General features: G+C 63.2%; 14 protein-coding genes. All 14 read right to left on the bottom strand.

The features are described from left to right. Positions 1-21: 21 nt before the first annotated feature. The 14 genes from C3F38_RS21590 to C3F38_RS21660 all read right to left on the bottom strand — a co-directional run bounded on the left by C3F38_RS21590 (position 22) and on the right by C3F38_RS21660 (position 17509). On the bottom strand, positions 22-1206 hold the full coding sequence (locus C3F38_RS21590) for a cytochrome c (protein WP_048234562.1): 1185 nt from the start codon (positions 1204-1206) through the stop codon (positions 22-24). Next, positions 1203-3113 carry an FAD/NAD(P)-binding protein gene (locus C3F38_RS21595; protein ID WP_047730067.1) on the bottom strand — a complete coding sequence of 637 codons (1911 nt, stop codon included), beginning with the start codon at positions 3111-3113 and terminating at the stop codon, positions 1203-1205. The genes C3F38_RS21590 and C3F38_RS21595 overlap by 4 nt, the downstream gene beginning before the upstream one ends. A gap of 80 nt (positions 3114-3193) precedes the next feature. Continuing rightward, on the bottom strand, positions 3194-4618 hold the full coding sequence (gene patD / locus C3F38_RS21600; RefSeq protein ID WP_047730066.1) for an aminobutyraldehyde dehydrogenase: 1425 nt from the start codon (positions 4616-4618) through the stop codon (positions 3194-3196). A gap of 35 nt (positions 4619-4653) precedes the next feature. Beyond that, a complete protein-coding gene (locus C3F38_RS21605; protein WP_038874514.1) occupies positions 4654-5460 on the bottom strand; it encodes an ABC transporter permease in 807 nt (268 codons plus the stop codon). Further along, positions 5450-6394, bottom strand: a complete 945-nt coding sequence (locus C3F38_RS21610; protein ID WP_033644105.1) for an ABC transporter permease — start codon at positions 6392-6394, stop codon at positions 5450-5452. The genes C3F38_RS21605 and C3F38_RS21610 overlap by 11 nt, the downstream gene beginning before the upstream one ends. Position 6395: 1 nt before the next feature. Beyond that, positions 6396-7424, bottom strand: coding sequence for an ABC transporter ATP-binding protein (locus C3F38_RS21615; protein ID WP_047730065.1), 1029 nt, complete (start codon positions 7422-7424; stop codon positions 6396-6398). Positions 7425-7618: 194 nt separating this feature from the next. After that, positions 7619-8773, bottom strand: coding sequence for a putative ABC transporter substrate-binding protein YdcS (gene ydcS / locus C3F38_RS21620; protein ID WP_033635611.1), 1155 nt, complete (start codon positions 8771-8773; stop codon positions 7619-7621). Between the two features lie 73 nt (positions 8774-8846). Continuing rightward, positions 8847-10310, bottom strand: coding sequence for a gamma-aminobutyraldehyde dehydrogenase (locus C3F38_RS21625; protein WP_055316270.1), 1464 nt, complete (start codon positions 10308-10310; stop codon positions 8847-8849). A 115-nt stretch (positions 10311-10425) separates the two neighbouring features. Then, positions 10426-11349 (bottom strand): LysR substrate-binding domain-containing protein, encoded by a 924-nt coding sequence (locus C3F38_RS21630; RefSeq protein WP_038874511.1) that lies wholly within the window; start codon positions 11347-11349, stop codon positions 10426-10428. A 406-nt stretch (positions 11350-11755) separates the two neighbouring features. Next, positions 11756-12094: a nitrogen regulatory protein P-II gene (gene glnB / locus C3F38_RS21640; protein ID WP_004847623.1), complete on the bottom strand. Its 339-nt coding sequence runs from the start codon at positions 12092-12094 to the stop codon at positions 11756-11758. A gap of 11 nt (positions 12095-12105) precedes the next feature. Further along, complete coding sequence (locus C3F38_RS21645; RefSeq protein ID WP_025303930.1) at positions 12106-13728, bottom strand: NAD+ synthase; 1623 nt, start codon at positions 13726-13728, stop codon at positions 12106-12108. A 131-nt stretch (positions 13729-13859) separates the two neighbouring features. Continuing rightward, positions 13860-15200 carry a two-component system response regulator GlrR gene (glrR, locus tag C3F38_RS21650; protein ID WP_025303931.1) on the bottom strand — a complete coding sequence of 447 codons (1341 nt, stop codon included), beginning with the start codon at positions 15198-15200 and terminating at the stop codon, positions 13860-13862. Further along, positions 15197-16069, bottom strand: a complete 873-nt coding sequence (gene qseG / locus C3F38_RS21655) for a two-component system QseEF-associated lipoprotein QseG (protein WP_047730860.1) — start codon at positions 16067-16069, stop codon at positions 15197-15199. The genes glrR and qseG overlap by 4 nt, the downstream gene beginning before the upstream one ends. A 3-nt stretch (positions 16070-16072) precedes the next feature. After that, positions 16073-17509, bottom strand: coding sequence for a HAMP domain-containing sensor histidine kinase (locus C3F38_RS21660; protein WP_038874219.1), 1437 nt, complete (start codon positions 17507-17509; stop codon positions 16073-16075). Positions 17510-17594 lie beyond the last annotated feature (85 nt).

Consider the following 17594-nt stretch of genomic DNA (forward strand, 5'->3'; position numbering starts at 1 on the left):
TCGTCAGACCGCGCTCCCCTCTCATTTCGCCTGCAGTTGGCGCGCGTCCTGCACCTGCTGCACCGTCACCGGTGCCGCCTGGTTGCCCCAGCTTCCCCGCAGATAGCTCATCAGATCCGCCGCCTGCCGATCGTTCAACGCCCAGCCGTAAGCCGGCATATCGAACGCCATCGCGTGCTGCGTGGCTGGCGTATGCGCCCCCTCCAGCACCACCCGCAGCGCGGTCAGCGGATTGTCCGCCGTTACCGTGGCATTGCCCGCCAGCGCCGGAATGGCAAAATCGGTGCCTTCGCCCTTGTTGCCGTGGCAGGTCGAGCAGTACATCGCGTAGGTCGCCTTGCCGCCCGGATTATTCGCCTGCACGGCAGGCGCAGCGGCTTTGGCGGCGGTTTCCGGCGCCAGGCTGCGCAGGTACACCGCAATGGCGTTCAGATCGCCGTCGCTGAGATACTGCGTACTGTGGGTCACCACCTCGCTCATCGGCCCGGCGACCGCCGCATGGCGGCTGCGGCCGGTTTTCAGCAGCGCCGTCACCTCTTCCGGCGGCAGGCCGCGTAGATTGGAGGCATACCAGCCGTCCAGCTCGGCGCCGCTCAGGAATACCGGCGCCTTACCGTCCAGCCCCTTCTCCTGCATCGCCCAGCCGCGCGGCGTGTGGCAGCTGCCGCAATGGCCCGCGCCCTGCACCAGGTAGGCGCCGCGGTTCCACTCGGCGCTTTGCTGCGGATCTGCCTGATACGGCTGGTCGTCGTGGAACAGCTGGTTCCACACCGCCAGCGGCCAACGCATCGACAGCGGCCAGCTGATGTCGCTGTCCCGGTTGGCGACGTTCTGCGCCGGCACTTCATTCATCAGATAGTCATACAGCGCGCGCATGTCTTCCGCGCTCATTTTAGCGTACGAGGTGTACGGCATCGCCGGGTAAAGCCGGTGACCATCTTTGGCCACCCCCTGGCGCATGGCGCGATCGAACTCTTCGAACGAATAGGCGCCGATGCCGTGCAGCTTGTCCGGCGTGATGTTGGTGGCGTAGATAGCCCCGAGCGGCGTCGGGAACTTCATGCCTCCCGCCAGTTCAGCGCCGCCCGGCGCGGTGTGGCAGGCGGTGCAGTCGCCGGCTTTGGCGACATATTCCCCGGCCGACATCGCCTGGGCCGAGCCGCCGGCAGCCAGCAGGCTCAACAGGTACAGCGAACGCAGACTCATGCTCCCTCCTTGGCGGCAACCTTGCCGTAGGCCAGTTCGTTCACCGCGCGCCACGCCTGATCGATCGCCGAGTTGGCGTACGGGCTCCAGTCAGAATCGGAGTTGGCGATAACGATCTTACCGATCGGCTGCCGCGCCGTTTCGATGATTTTCTTGGCTTCTTCTTCATCGTCAAACAGCCCGTTGAGGAAGTAGGAATAACCGTGCGACCAGCGGTTGACGGTGATCGCCTGAATATCGCGCTGATGGTCGAAACCCGCCTCGCCCAGCATGCCCTGCAGCTGTTCGCGGATCATCTGCTCATGCACCTCGAACGGCGTGCCCAGCAGCAGCGCGCGCCCTTTGCGCGACTGCTCGCGCGGGCTGAGGCCGCTGCCCGGCAACGTCGGCACGTAGACCATATGCAGGCCGATTGGCCGGTCCGGATCGCGCGGGTGCTGATACCCGCCCATGCTCACCGGGTAGTCCAGCTTCACGCGGCTGTACGGCGCGGCCGGCGAATAAATTTCGTGCACGCCCAGCTTGATGAACGGCTGCCAGTTGCGGATCACCACTTTGCTGTACACCAACGGCGCCTTGACGTTCTGCTTGAGCGCCTCCTGCTGCTCGTGCGACATCTCCGGCACCAGGTACGGGATCATCATGTTGTAGCCGGCCATCACCACCTGCCCGGCACGCACCTTGGTCATCTTCTCGCCGGTCATATAGGTGACTTCCACCTTGTCGCCGACGTTGGCCGCGTGCAGCCCGGTGCTGTTCAAACGCAGCTTCACCGGCGACTCCGGCCGATCGAGCTGGCTGTAGTCGAATTTGGCCAGCACCACGTCATTCATGTCTTTGCCGGCCGGCGCCACCGCCGGGATCAGCTTGCGCACCATCAGGCGCGTCAGCGTGGCGTTGCCGTCCGGGAAGTGGAACACGTAAGGATCGTCGAGATCCGCCTGCGACTCTTCGTCCAGCGGCGGCAGATTCATGCCGCCGAGGCCCGGCAGATCGCAGATGCGCGCATCGCTGCACGACGTGCCGTCGATGCCCACCGCCTGGAAGTCGTTGGTGGTCTGCTGGAAATAACGGATCGCCAGCTCGCTCAGGCCCACTTTTTCACGCAGGAACTGGGTGTAGCTGTGGGTATCGAGCCACTCGATCTTCTGCTCCAGCGTCATCTCCGGCAGATAATCTTTCTCCACCGTATGCAGCGCGATCAGCGCCTGCCGATCGCTTTCCGGCAGCGGGAAATCACCGATGAACGCTTCATAAGAGCGGCCGTTGAGGCGATCGCGCGGAATGTCGTCCGCCACCGTGCGGCCCGGATCGCCGCTCACCACTTTGTCGACGCCGAAGTTCTTGCGATCGAAGTAAACCCCGCGGCTCAGGTTCAAATCCGGGTAGAAGGTGGTGTCAAACGCCTGCTCCAGCCGATCGATATCGACGCCGAGCTTGCGCAGCAGCCCCATCGCCACCGGGCTGAAGTTGGAGCGCGGCGACTGCAGCGATTCGCTGCCGCCGTAGCCGAGCAGCATGCCGTCGTCGGTGCTGAATTCGTTGCGCTTGGCGTGGCCGCCGAAGTCGTCATGGTTGTCGATCAGCAGAATGCGCTGCTGCTCGCCTTTCAGCTGCTGCCAGAAACAGGCGGCCGCCAGCCCGCTGATGCCGGCGCCGACCACCACCAGATCGAACTCTTCAACGGCGGGCACGCTGCCGAAATCAAAGGTTTTACCGTCGCGCCCCAGCTGGTGCGCATGCTCGAACGAGCCCGGATGGTTACCCCGCAGCCCGGTCAGCGCCGGCGGGTAGTACAGGGTTTGATTGGCGGTTTGCGGCGACGCGCGCAAGATTTGCAGCGGCGTCAACCCGGCGGCGATGGTGATCGCCACCCCGTTGAGAAAATCGCGTCTGGTGATACCCATATAGGCTTCCTTTTTTATTATCATCGGCCGGCCGGGGCCGGCCCGAAGGCCGCGCTATTGTGCGGATAATTATTGTAAAATCAATGTTTGAACATCACATGACGAATGGCGGTGTAATCCTCCAGCCCGTACATCGACATGTCCTTGCCGTAGCCGGACAGTTTCTGGCCGCCGTGCGGCATTTCGCTCACCAGCATGAAGTGGGTGTTCACCCAGGTGCAGCCGTATTGCAGGCGGGCGCTTAAGCGATGCGCGCGGCCCACGTCGCGGGTCCACACGGACGACGCCAGCCCGTAGTTGGATTCGTTCGCCCAGGCCAGCACCTGCTCTTCGTCGTCGAACGGCGTCACCGTCACCACCGGGCCGAACACCTCGCGCTGCACGATCTCATCCTCCTGGCGCGCGCCGGCCAACAGCGTCGGCTGGAAGTAGTAACCCGGCCCCTTCACCTTCTCGCCGCCGGTCACCACCTGCACGTGCGGCAACGCTTTGGCGCGCTCGACAAAACCGGCAACCCGCTCCAGATGCTGGGCGGTAATCAATGGCCCCAGCTCGGTGCTCTCGTCGTCCGGCGCACCGATCTTCAGGCTGGCCACCGCCTCGCCCAGCCGCTTCACCAGCTCGGGATAAATGCTTTTCTGCGCGTAGATGCGGCAGGCGGCGGTGCAATCCTGCCCGGCGTTGTAGAAACCGAAGCCGCGAATGCCGTCCACCACCTGCTGCAGATCGGCGTCGTCGAACACCAGCACCGGCGCCTTGCCGCCCAACTCCATATGGGTGCGCTTAATGCCGGCGGCGGTGTGGGCGATGATGTGCTCGCCGGTGGCGATCGAGCCGGTCAGCGACACCATGCGCACCTTGTCATGCCCGGTCAGCCGATCGCCGACGCCGGCGCCGCGGCCGAACAGCACGTTGAGCACGCCCGGCGGGAACAGCCCGACGGCCAGTTCGGCCAGTTTGAAAGTGGTCAGCGGCGTCTGCTCCGACGGCTTGATCACCACGCAGTTGCCCGCCGCCAACGCCGGCGCCAGTTTCCAGGCCGCCATCATCAGCGGGTAGTTCCACGGCGCGATCGAGGCCACCACGCCGAGTGGATCGCGGCGGATCATCGAGGTATGCCCGGCCAGATACTCGCCGGCCGCCATGCCGGTCAGGCAGCGGCTGGCCCCGGCGAAGAAGCGAAACACGTCGGCCACCGCCGGCAGTTCGTCGTTCAACACACAGTGATAAGGTTTGCCGCAGTTGAGCGACTCCAGCCTGGCGAAAGTCTCGGCATGCTCGTCGATCAGATCCGCCAGCTTGAGCAGATGCTCGGCGCGTTCCTTCGGCGTGGTTTGCCCCCAGGCGGCGAACGCGGCGTCCGCCGCCAGCACCGCGCGATCGACCTGCTCCGGGCTGGCCTCCGCCACCTGCGCAATCACTTCGCCGGTCGCCGGGTTATACACCGGCTGGGTCGCGCCCTGGCCATTCACCAGTTGGCCGTCAATCAACAGTTGGCTTTGCATAGGGTTATCCTTTTATCAGAGGTCGGGTAAGGAAATTATTTGCCGCTGCCGGCGACGCTTTCCCCACCTTTGGTCAGGTAGTAAGCGCCGAGGATCGGCAGCATGGTCAACAGCATTACCGACAGCGCCACCACGTTGGTGATCGGCACGTCGCGCGGGCGACCGAGCTGGTTCAGCAGCCACAGCGGCAGCGTGCGCTCGTGGCCGGCGGTAAAGGTGGTCACGATGATTTCATCGAACGACAGCGCGAACGCCAGCATGCCCCCGGCCAGCAGCGCCGAGCCGAGGTTCGGCAAGATCACGTAACGAAAGGTTTGCCAGCCGTCGGCGCCGAGATCCATCGACGCTTCGATCAGGCTGTACGAGGTGCGGCGGAACCGGGCGATGACGTTGTTGAACACGATCACCACACAGAACGTCGCATGGCCGACGACGATAGTCAGGATGCCCGGCTCGATGTTCAGCGCCTTGAACGCCGCCAGCAGCGCCAGACCGGTGACGATCCCCGGCAGCGCGATCGGCAGCAGCAACAGCAGCGAAATGCTGTCCTTGCCGAAGAAATCGCGCCGATACAGCGCCGCCGCCGCCAGGGTGCCGAGCACCAGCGCGATGGCGGTCGCCAGGCAGGCGATCTGCGCCGACAGCAGCACCGCATCGATGATGTCCTGCCGCCCGGCGGCAACGTTGAACCAGTGCAGCGTGAACCCCTTCGGCGGGAAGCTGAAGGCGGCATCCTCGGTGTTGAAGGCGTAGATGGCGATGATCGCCAACGGGAAATGCAGGAAGATCAGTCCACCCCAGGCGGCCAGCTTCAGCCCTAAGGGCGCGCGTTCAGAGTGCATCGAAAGCCCCCAGACGTTTGACGATGGAAAGGTAGATGGCGATCAGGACGATCGGCACCAGCGTAAAGGCCGCGGCCATCGGCATATTGCCGATCGCACCCTGCTGGGCGTACACCATGCTGCCGATGAAATAGCCCGGCGGCCCCACCAGCTGCGGCACGATAAAGTCGCCCAGCGTCAGCGAGAAGGTGAAGATCGATCCGGCGGCGATGCCCGGTACCGCCAGCGGCAAAATGACGTGGCGGAAGGTCTGCGCCGGTCGCGCGCCCAGATCCGCCGAGGCGTGCAGCAGCGAGGGAGGCAGGCGCTCCAGCGCCGCCTGGATCGGCAGGATCATGAACGGCAGCCAGATATAGACGAACACCAGAAAACGCCCCAGCCCCGAGGTCGACAGCGTGTTGCCGCCGACGCCGGGCACCGTCAGCAGCGAAGCCAACAGCGGCTCCAGCCCCAGGTGCTGCAGGAACCATTGCGCCACGCCGTCTTTCGCCAGCAGCAGGGTCCAGGCATAGGCTTTAACGATATAGCTGGCCCACATCGGCATCATCACCGCGATGTAAAAGAACGCCTTGACGCGGCCACTGGTGTAACGCGCCATGTAATAGGCGATCGGGAACGCCAGCGCCGCGCTGGCCAGCGACACCAGCACCGCCATGGTCAGCGTGCGCAGGATGATGTCGTAGTTGGCCGGGTTGAACAACGCCGCCAGGTTGGCGAAGGTCAGATCCGGCGTCACCGCCATGGTGAAATCGTCGAAGGTGTAAAACCCTTGCCACAGCAGCGTCAGCAGCGAACCGAGGTACACCGCGCCAAACCACAGCAGCGGCGGCACCAGCAGCAAAAGCAGATACAGCGTCGGCCGGCGATAAAGCCAGGTCGACAGCGCGCGCACGGTACCGCCGCGCGCCGAGGGGGAATCGATGCTCATGTCCATCTCACCTCTCCTCCAGCAGCGGTACCATCGCCGCGCGCGGCCAGCAGGCGACGATCGGCTGGCCAATCTGCCGCTGTTGCCCTTCGGCGATCCACTGCGGATTGGCCTGGCTGACCAGCAGCTTTTCGCCGCCGTTCAGCGCGATTTCATACCGCGTGGCCGCACCCTGGTAATGGATTTCCTGCAGCGTGCCCTGCACCTGGATCTCGTCCTGCGCCGCGCCGCCGTACTCCAGCAGGCGGATGTGTTCCGGCCGGATCGAGAAGGTTCGGCTTTCGCCGAGCAGGCGCTGCGCCAGCTCGCTGCGCACCACGTTGGAGGTGCCGACGAACTCGGCGACGAACGGCGTCTTCGGCCGCATGTAAAGCTCGCGCGGCGTATCCACCTGTTCAATGCGGCCGTTATTGAACACCGCGACCCGATCGGACATCGACAGCGCTTCGCTTTGATCGTGGGTGACGAAGATAAAGGTGATACCCAGCTGGCGCTGCAGCTTCTTCAGCTCGCCCTGCATCTGCTCGCGCAGCTTGAGATCCAGCGCGCCGAGCGGTTCGTCCAGCAGCAGCACCCGCGGCCGATTGACCAGCGCGCGCGCCAACGCCACGCGCTGCCGCTGGCCGCCCGACAGGTGCGCCGGCTTGCGTTCGGCAACGAAACCGAGCGCCACGCTCTCCAGCGCCTCTTGCGCCCGCGCCAGCCGCTCGCGTTTAGCGACGCCCTTCACCATCAGGCCGTAGGCGACATTTTCCAGCACCGACATGTGCGGGAACAGCGCGTAATCCTGAAACACGGTATTCACGTCGCGCTGATACGGCGGCAGGTTGGCGGCTTCCTGGCCGTGGATGCGAATCGAGCCGGAAGTGAGCTGTTCAAAGCCGGCGATCAGGCGCAGGCAGGTGGTTTTGCCCGAGCCGGACGGCCCGAGCATGGAGAAGAATTCCCCGTCCTGAATGTCGATAGATACCCGATCCACGGCGCGAACATCGCCGAAAGTCCGCGAAACATCGATGAATTGCACGGCAATGGTCATTTTCTGTGCTCCAAAAAATCAAATGACTTCGGCGGATTGGGCGACAACCCGTAACCTAACCAGACCTATCCGCAAAATAATTCGAGCTGCATCGAGGCGGCAACCAAACGCATCCCCGGGAGCGTACAAATCGTACGTGACCGGGGTAAGTGCGGGCAGCCAACAAAGAGGCGGCTTGAAGTATGAAGGGGATATTAGCGGCCGCCCATGATGGCGATGTAATCCTGGGTCCAGCGGCTGTACGGCACGAACTTGCCGCCCTGCGCCTGCGGCGTTTTCCAGAAGGCGATTTTGTCGAACTGGTTGAAGCCGTTGGTTTCGCAGCCCTTCTCACCCAGCAGCGCGCTGGCCTTGCAGCCCGCCGGTGAAGCCGGCACCGATCCGAACCAGGCCGCCACGTCGCCCTGCACCTTCGGCTCCAGCGACCAGTTCATCCACTGGTAGGCGCAGCTCGGGTGCTTGGCGTCGGCATGCAGCATGGTGGTGTCCGCCCAGCCGGTCACGCCCTCTTTCGGGAACACGGTGGCGATCGGCTGCCCCTCGCCCTTCAGGGCGTTGGCCTGATACGGCCAGGCGCTGGAGGCCACCACGCCTTCGTTTTTAAAGTCGCTCATCTGCACCGAGGTGTCATGCCAGTAGCGGTGGATCAGCGCGTGCTGGCTGCGCAGCAGCTTCAGCGCCGCCTGATACTGCTCTTCGTTGAGCTGGTAAGGATCGCTGATGCCGAGCTGCGGCTGGGTGGCCTTCAGGAACAGCGCCGCGTCGGCGATGTAGATCGGGCCGTCGTAAGCCTGCACCCGGCCCTGGTTGCTCTTGCCGTCCGGCAGGTTCTGCTGCTGGAAGATCACCGCCCAGCTGTCCGGCGGCGTCGGGAAGGTTTTGGTGTTGTACATCAGCAGGTTCGGCCCCCACTGGTACGGCGTGCCGTAGGTTTTGCCGTCCACGGTGTACCAGGCGCCGTTCAGCAGGCGCGGATCGATGTTCTTCCAGTTCGGGATCAGCGCGGTGTTGATCGGCTGCACCCGCTTGCCGAAGATCAGGCGCAGCGAGGCGTCGCCGGAGGCGGTCACCAGATCGTAGCCGCCCTTGGCCATCAGGCTGACCATTTCATCGGAGGTGGCGGCGGTCTTCACGTTCACCGCGCAGCCGGTTTGCTTTTCAAACTGGGTGACCCAGTCGTAGTTTTTGTCGGACTGGCCGCGTTCGATGTAGCCGGGCCAGGCGATGATATCCAGCCGGCCTTCGCCTTTGCCCAGCGACTGCGGCAGATCGGCCGCCTGAGCCAGGCCGCACAGCACGGTGAGACAAAGCGCGGAGACGGTGGTGGTGACTGCGGTAGTTTTTCTCATCGTAATTACCCCTGTGTTGCGTATCTGTGTGCGGCAGGGAACGGCTGCCGCCTGATTTTGCTTTATAGAACCGCTAGAAGCTGGCTTTGAACTTCGCCATTACGTGCCTGACAACGCTGTAATCCTGCAGCGAATCGCTGGACAGATCCTTGCCGTAGCCGGAGCGTTTCAGGCCGCCGTGCGGCATCTCGCTCGCCAAGGTGAAATGGGTGTTGATCCAGGTGCTGCCGTACTGCAGATGGGCGGCAATGTGCAGCGCCCGGTCGATATTTTGCGTCCACACCGACGAAGCCAGGCCGTATTCCGAATCGTTGGCCCACGCCACCGCCTGCTCCAGGTGTTCGAAGCGCGTGATGCTGACCACCGGGCCAAACACCTCGCGCTGCACGATTTCGTCGCTTTGCAGGCAGCCCGCCAGCAGGGTCGGCTGGTAGTAGAACCCCGGCCCGGAGTGGGCCGCGGCACCGGTGATCAATTCGATATGCGGTTGACTGAGCGCTCGCTCGACGAAGCTGGCGACGCGATCGCGCTGGCGGCTACTTATCAACGGGCCGATCTCGTTGTCCTGATCGCGCTTGCGGGCGAAACGCAGGCTGGCGACCGCCTCGCCCAGCGCGTCCACCAGCTTGGGATAGATACCCGCCTGCGCATAGATACGGCAGGCGGCGGTGCAGTCCTGGCCGGCGTTGTAATAGCCGTAGGTGCGAATGCCGTTGACCACCTCGTCGAGATCGGCGTCGTCGCAGACGATCACCGGCGCCTTGCCCCCCAGTTCCAGGTGGGTACGCTTGACGCTTTTGGCCGCCGCCTGAAGAATTTTTTGCCCGGTGACGATATCGCCGGTGACCGACACCAGCCGCACCTGCGGGTGCCCCACCAGCTGGCTGCCGACCCCTTCCCCACCGCCGTAGACGATATTCAGCACGCCCGGCGGCAGGATCTCCTGCAGCGCCGGCACCAGCGCCAGAATGGTCAGCGGCGTATGTTCGGAGGGTTTAAACACCACGGTATTGCCCGCCGCCAACGCCGGCGCAATCTTCCACGCCGCCATCATCAGCGGATAGTTCCAGGGGGCGATCGAGGCCACCACGCCGATCGGATCGCGGCGGATCATCGAGGTGTGGCCCGGCACATACTCGCCGGCCAGCTGCCCTTGCTGCGTGCGCACCGCGCCGGCGAAAAAGCGGAACACGTCGACCGCCGCCGGCAGATCGTCATTGAGCGCCTGATGCAGCGGTTTACCGCAGTTGAGGGCTTCCAGCTGCGCCAGCTGCGGCGCCTGCCGCTCAATGGCGTCGGCGATCCGCAGCAACAGAGCGGCGCGCTGGGCCGGCGTGGTGCGCGACCAGTGGCCGAACGCCTGCTGCGCGGCTTTCACCGCGCCGCCGACCTGCGCCGAAGAGGCTTCGGTCAGGGCGATCAGCGTCTCGCCGTTGGCCGGATTGACGATGCACTCCTGCTGGCCTTCGCCGTCGACCAACTGACCGTTAATGAACTGCTGACAGGACAAACCTGAGAGAACCTGCACATCTGCCATCGCCTGACGCCCCTAAGTGACAAAAACGTTAACCAAATGTGAATAAGTTAGTTTTAATCAGCCTAAGCGAGCCTCTGGCGGGCAACAAATTCTAAATACTGAACGCCGCGTTCGATTAAATCGAATGCTTAAGCCCGGCGGCGTGTTTGCTGCCGTTCTCGCGCGCGATGGTAAGGAACGGCGTTACCAGCTCCGGCCGCGCGCTGCCGCGCCGCCACGCCAGCCCGATATCCAGCGGCTCCAGCAGATCGTCCAGCTTACGCGCCTCGATCATGTTGCCCTCGAGCGACCAGGCGCGGTACGCCATGTCCGGCTGGATGGAGACCCCCATCCCCGCCGCCACCAGGCTGCGCACCGCCTCGGTCGAGGCGGTCTTCATGGCGATCTCCGGCTTCAGCCCGGCGCGCGACCAGATGCGCCGCGCGTGCACGTCCATTTCATCGGCGTTGAGCTGGATCAGCGGCTGTTTGGCCACGTCCGCCAGGCTGATGCTCTCGTGCTCCAGCAGCGGGTGCAACGGCGGCAGCCAAAGGCGATACGGCGAGTGCATCAGCACCTCGGTCTGCAGCGCGTCACGGTCTTCGATGTTCGACAGGATCAGCACGCCGATGTCGATCTCGCCGCTGACCAGCAGGTGCTCAATATACGGGCGCTCGTCTTCAACCACCTGCACGGTGACGTTGGGATAGGCCGATTTAAAGCGCGTGAGCAGCTCCACCAGGAAGTAGCCGGCCACCAGGCTGGTAACGCCGACGGTCAGCTTGCCGGTCAGGCTTTCGGTGCCGATCTGCAGGCTGCGCTTGGCGTTGTCCACCGTCGCCAGGATCAGATACGACTGGCGCAAAAACTGATGCCCCTGATGGGTCAGCGTCATGCCCTTGGCGTGGCGATCGAACAGCCGCACGCCGATCTCGGTTTCCAACTGCTGGATCGCCAGCGTCAGCGAAGACTGGGAGACAAACACCGCCTGGGCGCCGGCGGAGATCGACCCGGTTTCTGCCACCGCGATGAAGTGGCGGATTTGGCGTAACGTCATCATCCCCATCGCCTTTCAAGCCGCTGCGTTGTTGTCTGCGTTCTATTACGTGGCCCATCCGTAGGCCACGCCCTAACGGGCCGCTGCAAGCAGCGTTCAAATCTGCTCCCGGCAGATTTGTCCCCCCAGTCACTTACCTGAGTAAGCTCCTGGGGATGCACGCCCTTGCCGCCTAGCCGCAACTTGAAATTCATTGGGGATCACCTCAATCAAGATAGTTAGATTGATTGTAGATCCCGCGAGAAAAGCGATCGGGAAAAGTATCAAAAACGCGATAGCGTTCGCTTTTTTAGAATGCCGACGGGCAAAAAGAGGGAAACGGCGAGGCGAAGAAGCATGATGCGCGGGGAGCAGAAATGACAAGGGCGCAGCACGCTGCGCCCTGAATAGTCGATGATCCTGCGGAGGATCAGATCGCTTCTTCGTCCTGCTCGCCGGTACGGATGCGCACCACGCGCGCCACGTCGAAGACGAAGATTTTGCCGTCGCCGATCTTGCCGGTCTGCGCGGTTTGCATGATGGTTTCCACGCAGGTGTCGACGATATCGTCGGCAACCACGATCTCGATCTTCACCTTAGGCAAAAAGTCGACCATGTACTCGGCACCGCGGTACAGCTCGGTGTGGCCCTTCTGGCGGCCGAAGCCTTTCACTTCGGTGACCGTCATACCGGTGATGCCCACTTCGGCCAGCGCTTCGCGGACGTCATCCAGTTTGAACGGCTTGATAATCGCGTCGATCTTTTTCATCTTCTTTCCTTTTACCAATTTTTGCGGCCAAAACCGGATGTGATGGGGTAGCGGCGGTCTTTGCCGAAGTTACGGGCGGTGATACGCGGCCCGACGGCCGCCTGACGCCGCTTGTATTCGTTGATGTCCACCAGGCGGATCACCTTGCGCACGATCGCTTCGTCGAACCCTTCGGCCACCAGATCGGCAACCGACTTGTCGCGCTCAACGTAGCCTTCCAGGATCGCGTCCAGGATATCGTACGGCGGCAGGCTGTCCTGATCGACCTGATCCGGCGCCAGCTCGGCGGACGGCGGACGATCGATCACCCGCTGCGGGATCACGTAGGAGACGGTGTTACGGTATTCGGACAGCTTGAACACCAGCGTTTTCGGCACGTCCTTCAGCACGTCGAAACCGCCGGCCATATCGCCGTACAGCGTGGCGTAACCCACCGCCATTTCGCTCTTGTTGCCGGTGGTCAGCACGATGCTGCGGCGTTTGTTGGACAGCGCCATCAGCACCACCCCGCGGCAACGCGCCTGCAGGTTTTCTTCGGTGGTGTCGCGCTCGGTGCCGGCGAACATCGGCGACAGCTGGCCCATAAAGGCGTCGAACATCGGTTCGATGGAGACGATATCGAACTCCACGCCGAGGATTTCCGCCTCTTCCTTGGCGTCGGCGATGCTGATATCTGCGGTATAGCGGAACGGCATCATCAGCGCCTGCACCTTGTCTTTGCCCAGCGCATCCACGGCGATCGCCAGCGTCAGCGCCGAGTCAATGCCGCCGGACAGGCCCAGCACCGCGCCTTTAAAGCCGTTTTTGGTCACGTAGTCGCGCACCGCCAACACCAGCGCCTGGTACACCTGCGCCAGCTGCGGCAGCTCAGCGGCCGGATCGGCCATCGGCACCACGGCCAGCTCGTTGAATTCCAGACGAGTCACCTGCTCGTCGAAGGCCGCCAGACGGTGAGTCATGGTGCCGGCGGCGTCGAATACCTTGGAGCAGCCGTCGAAGATCAGCTCATCCTGGCCGCCGACCTGATTGAGGTACACCAGCGGCAGCTGGGTGCGCTGGCAGTGGCCGGCCATCAGCGTTTTGCGGATATACGGCTTTTCGCGGTTATACGGCGAGGCGTTGATCGACAAGATAATTTCCGCGCCGGCGGCCTTGGCGGCGTCGATCGGCTCAGGGAACCACAGATCTTCGCAAATCAGCAGACCCAGACGGTAGCCTTTCAGCTCCACCACGCAGGTGTCGTTGCCGGCGTGGAAATAGCGCTTCTCATCGAACACGCCGTAGTTCGGCAGCTGCTGCTTGAAGTAGCGGGTCAGCAGGCGGCCTTCGGCAAACAGCGACAGCGCGTTATACAGCTTGTCGCCTTCGCGCCACGGGTGGCCGACCAGGATCGCCGTCTCGGCGGAGGCCTGCTGCAGGCGCAGCAGCTGCGCGTCGCAGCGCTGATAGAAGTCATTGCGATACAGCAGATCTTCGGGCGGGTAGCCGGACAGCGCCAGTTCGCTGAACATGACCAGATCGGCTCCCGCCTTCTGCTGCTCCTGCACGATTTGCAACATGCGTTCGGTGTTGCCTTCAATGTCGCCGACCAGCAGGTTCAGCTGGGCCAGGGCGATGGAAAGTGATCTGCTCATTTGTGTACGATCCCGCTTAATACGTTCCATGGTGCTCTACGCCGGGGCGCGCCGCGGCAAAAGAGAACGGAGTGTAAATCATTCCGCCGGATTTGTTGAGAACCTGCGTGGCAGGCGCCGGCGGCAAACTGTCATTCTTTAAAATCGTTGGCGTCCAGTTCGTGGCGCGACAGCAATTTGTAAAACTCGGTGCGGTTGCGGCCCGCCATGCGCGCGGCCTGGGTCACGTTGCCCTTGGTGATCTGCAGCAGCTTGCGCAGGTAGTGCAACTCGAACTGGTTGCGCGCTTCGGCGAAGGTCGGCAGCGCGGTGTTTTCCCCTTCCAGCGCCTGCTCCACCAGCGCTTCGCTGATCACCGGTGCCGAAGTCAGCGCCACGCACTGCTCGATGACGTTGACCAGCTGACGCACGTTGCCCGGCCAGCTGGCGGTCATCAGCCGCTTCATGGCGTCGGTCGAGAAGCTGCGCACGAACGGCTTGTGCCGCTGAGCCGCTTCGCGCAACAGGTGATTGGCCAATAGCGGGATATCTTCGGCGCGTTCGTTGAGCGCCGGGATCTTCAGGTTCACCACGTTGAGGCGGTAGTAGAGATCCTCGCGGAACTCGTTCTTCGCCATCGCCTTTTGCAGATCGCGGTGGGTGGCGGAGATGATGCGCACGTCAATGTCCAGATCGCGGTTGCTGCCCAGCGGCCGCACCTTGCGCTCTTGCAGCACGCGCAGCAACTTCACCTGCAGCGACAGCGGCATATCGCCGATCTCGTCGAGGAACAGCGTGCCGCCCGCTGCCGCCTGGAACAGCCCTTCGCGGCTGCTGACCGCGCCGGTAAAGGCGCCCTTGGCATGGCCGAACAGTTCGGACTCCAGCAGCTGCTCCGGCAGCGCGCCACAGTTGATGGCGATGAACGCCTTGCCGGCGCGCGGGCTGGCCGCGTGGATCGCCTGCGCCACCACCTCTTTACCGGTGCCGCTCTGGCCGTTGATCAAGACGCTGACGTCGGACTGCGCCACCATTTTCACCTGCTCCAGCAGGCGCAGCATCAGCGGGCTGCGGGTGACGATGTCTTCGCGCCAGGCCTCGTCGCCGGCCGGGGTGGCCGACAGCGCGAGCGCCTCGTCGATGGCCTTATACAGCGCATCGCGATCCACCGGTTTGGTGAGGAAGCTGAACACCCCCTGCTGGGTGGCGGCCACCGCATCGGGAATCGAACCGTGCGCGGTGAGGATGATCACCGGCATGCCCGGCTGATGCTTTTGGATCTCGGCGAACAGCGCCATGCCGTCCATCTCGTCCATACGCAGATCGCTGATCACCAGATCGATCTGTTCGCGCGCCAGCAGGCGCAGCGCTTCCTGGCCGCTTTCGGCGGTGGTGACGTGAAAACCTTCGCTGGTCAGACGCATGCCCAGCAGCTTCAGCAGGCTGGGATCGTCGTCAACCAAGAGCAAATTGGCCGGTTTGCGTGCGGTCATTGCGCGTGGGACTCCTTATTGGCAGGGTGCGGCGTATAGGTGTCTTCCGGTTCAACCGGCAGCGCGGTGCCTTTTTCCGGTTCGTCCTGCGATTCAGCCCCTTTGGCGGCCGCGCCGTTTTTACCGGCGGATTCGCCCTTTTGCGAGCCTGCGCTGTTGTCCGGGATTTCCCCTTGCAGCTGCTTGCGCGAAGAGAGCTGGCGCTCGATATCGGTCAGGTTCTCCAGCTTGCGCGAGGTGTCCTGCAGCTGCGATTGCAGACGCGCCTGGCTCTGGCGCAGCGAATCGATCTGGCTGTCGCTGCTCTCCTGCAGATGCTGATAGCGTGCTTTCTCATCGAACAGCGTGATCTGCAGCAATTGCTGCTGGCGCCACAGCTGCGTCAGCGGACGCAGTGAACCAGGGAATTCCATCCGATAGCTGTTGATCCTGTCGATGATCTGGCGGCGTTCGCCGGAGGTCGGCTGTGCGCTGCCCAGCAGGATGCTCTGTTTGAAAACGCCGGACCAGCTGTCGCCAGGCACCGTTTTCGCCAGCGCGCGCGCCTGGGTCGAGCCGATACGATCGGCGCAGTCCATCGCGCGCAGCCAGTAGAGCGCGTTATCCAGCGCGTCCTTGTCGTCCAACTGCCACAGGGTATCGCAAGCCGCGGTGCGGTAATCAATCACCTTGGTATCCGGGATCGCCTCTTGCTGCTGAGGGTTCAGGCCACCGCTGACGGCGCGATCGACACAGCCCGCCAGCAACAGCGGCATAAAGAAGACGGCACCCAACCAGCTGATCGGGCGTTTGCCGAGCGGCGCTCTGTGCGTGGCACGCGGTGAACGTTCGGTCTGTGAAAGACGAAGGCGTTTAGACCATGTGTACATTATTTATTCATTCTCGGCGGTTAACGGCAGTTCAATGCGGAAGCAGACGTCTGCACCGGCGACCGTCGCCAGTTGCAGCTCACCGCGCATGCGACGGATACAGTCCTGAGCGATGCTCAACCCCAGTCCGCTTCCTTTTACCGCCCCTTTTCGCTGGTGACTACCCTGGAAAAAAGGCTCGAAAATCATGGCTCTTTCAGCCTCGGGGATCGGCGTGCCGCTATTGGCGACGTCGATTTGCACCCGTTGTCCAACCTGACGGCTGCGGATCCAAATGTTACCGGATTCCTTGCCGTAGTGCACCGCATTGGAGTAGAGATTATCCAGCACGCGCATTAATAGCGTAGGCTCTGCCCAGCAGATTTCCGCCTCCAGCGTAATTTCGGTGGAAATCATCTTCGCCCGCGCCGGCAAACTGTGCGCGGCGACCACCAAATCGACCATGTCGCGCAGCTCGACGTTCTCGTGTTCCGCCGGGCCATCGGCCAATTTGCGGTTGTAATCCAACAGCTGTTCAATCAGCTGCTGCAGATGGCGGCTGCTGTTGTCGAGGATCGCCACCACCTCTTTCTGATCGGAAGTCAGCGGCCCCGCCACCTCGTCGGCCAGCAGTTCGGTGCCTTCACGCATGCTGGCCAACGGCGTTTTCAGCTCGTGCGAAATATGGCGCAAAAACTCGTGGCGCTGCGACTCCAGCCACGCCAGCCGCTCGCTCAGCCAGATGATGCGCTGCGCCAGCGAACGCAGCTCGCGCGGCCCCTTGAACGACGCGGTGCTGCCCAGCGCGCGCCCTTCTCCCAGGCGGTTGATCATCCGCTCCACGGCCTTGACCGGCCCGATGATCATGCGGGTGAACAGCACCACCAGCAGCACGCTGACCAGGAACAGCAGCAGCGCCTGCCAGCCGAAGAACTGGCCGCGCTCGGCGATGGCCTGCTGCAGCTGCTGGCCGCGCGAGAACACCACCGCGCGCGTGGCCTGCACCATTTCGGCGTTGGAACGGGAGAACGACTCGAGCAAGGCGGAAGCCTCTTGGTCCGGCCCGCTGTTATGGCATTTGATCGCCGCCAGCTGGGTCAGCAACTGGCGCAGCGTTTGGTAGTAGCGCTCGTCCGGCAGGATCGGCGCGTGGGCGTCCAGCATCTGCGAATACTGCTTGCGCTGGTTCTGGTACAGCTTCTGCAGCGTAGGATCGACCAGCACACAGTACTGGCGATAGCTGCGCTCCATCTCCAGCGCCACGCTGGTCATCGCCTCGCTGCGCCGCGCGTCCACCAGCGTGGTGCGGTTGATGTCCGCTGCCTGCGCGCTGAGGTGATCCAGACTCTGGTAGGCCTGATAGGCCAGCACCAGCAGCGGCAACAGCACCAACAGGAACGCCAGCAGCACCAATTGCCGCAGCGAACGGGGGAATAAACGCCATTTTTTCAACGAAATCATCTCATTCTCTCAGCTCTGTCACGATGCTAACTGACTCGCCGGAAAGAGAAAAGCCCGGCAAGGGAGAATCCTGAACGCACAAGGA

It is taken from the genome of Serratia sp. SSNIH1 (assembly GCF_002935055.1).
In the GTDB taxonomy this organism is placed as follows: Bacteria; Pseudomonadota; Gammaproteobacteria; order Enterobacterales; family Enterobacteriaceae; genus Serratia; species Serratia nevei.

What these genes read in the sequence shown, in the direction of transcription:
- C3F38_RS21590 (WP_048234562.1), bottom strand. Translation starts at nt 1,206, where the DNA reads ATGAGTCTGCGTTCGCTGTACCTGTTGAGCCTGCTGGCTGCCGGCGGC.
- C3F38_RS21595 (WP_047730067.1), bottom strand. Translation starts at nt 3,113, where the DNA reads ATGGGTATCACCAGACGCGATTTTCTCAACGGGGTGGCGATCACCATC.
- patD (WP_047730066.1), bottom strand. Translation starts at nt 4,618, where the DNA reads ATGCAAAGCCAACTGTTGATTGACGGCCAACTGGTGAATGGCCAGGGC.
- C3F38_RS21605 (WP_038874514.1), bottom strand. Translation starts at nt 5,460, where the DNA reads ATGCACTCTGAACGCGCGCCCTTAGGGCTGAAGCTGGCCGCCTGGGGT.
- C3F38_RS21610 (WP_033644105.1), bottom strand. Translation starts at nt 6,394, where the DNA reads ATGGACATGAGCATCGATTCCCCCTCGGCGCGCGGCGGTACCGTGCGC.
- C3F38_RS21615 (WP_047730065.1), bottom strand. Translation starts at nt 7,424, where the DNA reads ATGACCATTGCCGTGCAATTCATCGATGTTTCGCGGACTTTCGGCGAT.
- ydcS (WP_033635611.1), bottom strand. Translation starts at nt 8,773, where the DNA reads ATGAGAAAAACTACCGCAGTCACCACCACCGTCTCCGCGCTTTGTCTC.
- C3F38_RS21625 (WP_055316270.1), bottom strand. Translation starts at nt 10,310, where the DNA reads ATGGCAGATGTGCAGGTTCTCTCAGGTTTGTCCTGTCAGCAGTTCATT.
- C3F38_RS21630 (WP_038874511.1), bottom strand. Translation starts at nt 11,349, where the DNA reads ATGATGACGTTACGCCAAATCCGCCACTTCATCGCGGTGGCAGAAACC.
- glnB (WP_004847623.1), bottom strand. Translation starts at nt 12,094, where the DNA reads ATGAAAAAGATCGACGCGATTATCAAGCCGTTCAAACTGGATGACGTC.
- C3F38_RS21645 (WP_025303930.1), bottom strand. Translation starts at nt 13,728, where the DNA reads ATGAGCAGATCACTTTCCATCGCCCTGGCCCAGCTGAACCTGCTGGTC.
- glrR (WP_025303931.1), bottom strand. Translation starts at nt 15,200, where the DNA reads ATGACCGCACGCAAACCGGCCAATTTGCTCTTGGTTGACGACGATCCC.
- qseG (WP_047730860.1), bottom strand. Translation starts at nt 16,069, where the DNA reads ATGTACACATGGTCTAAACGCCTTCGTCTTTCACAGACCGAACGTTCA.
- C3F38_RS21660 (WP_038874219.1), bottom strand. Translation starts at nt 17,509, where the DNA reads ATGATTTCGTTGAAAAAATGGCGTTTATTCCCCCGTTCGCTGCGGCAA.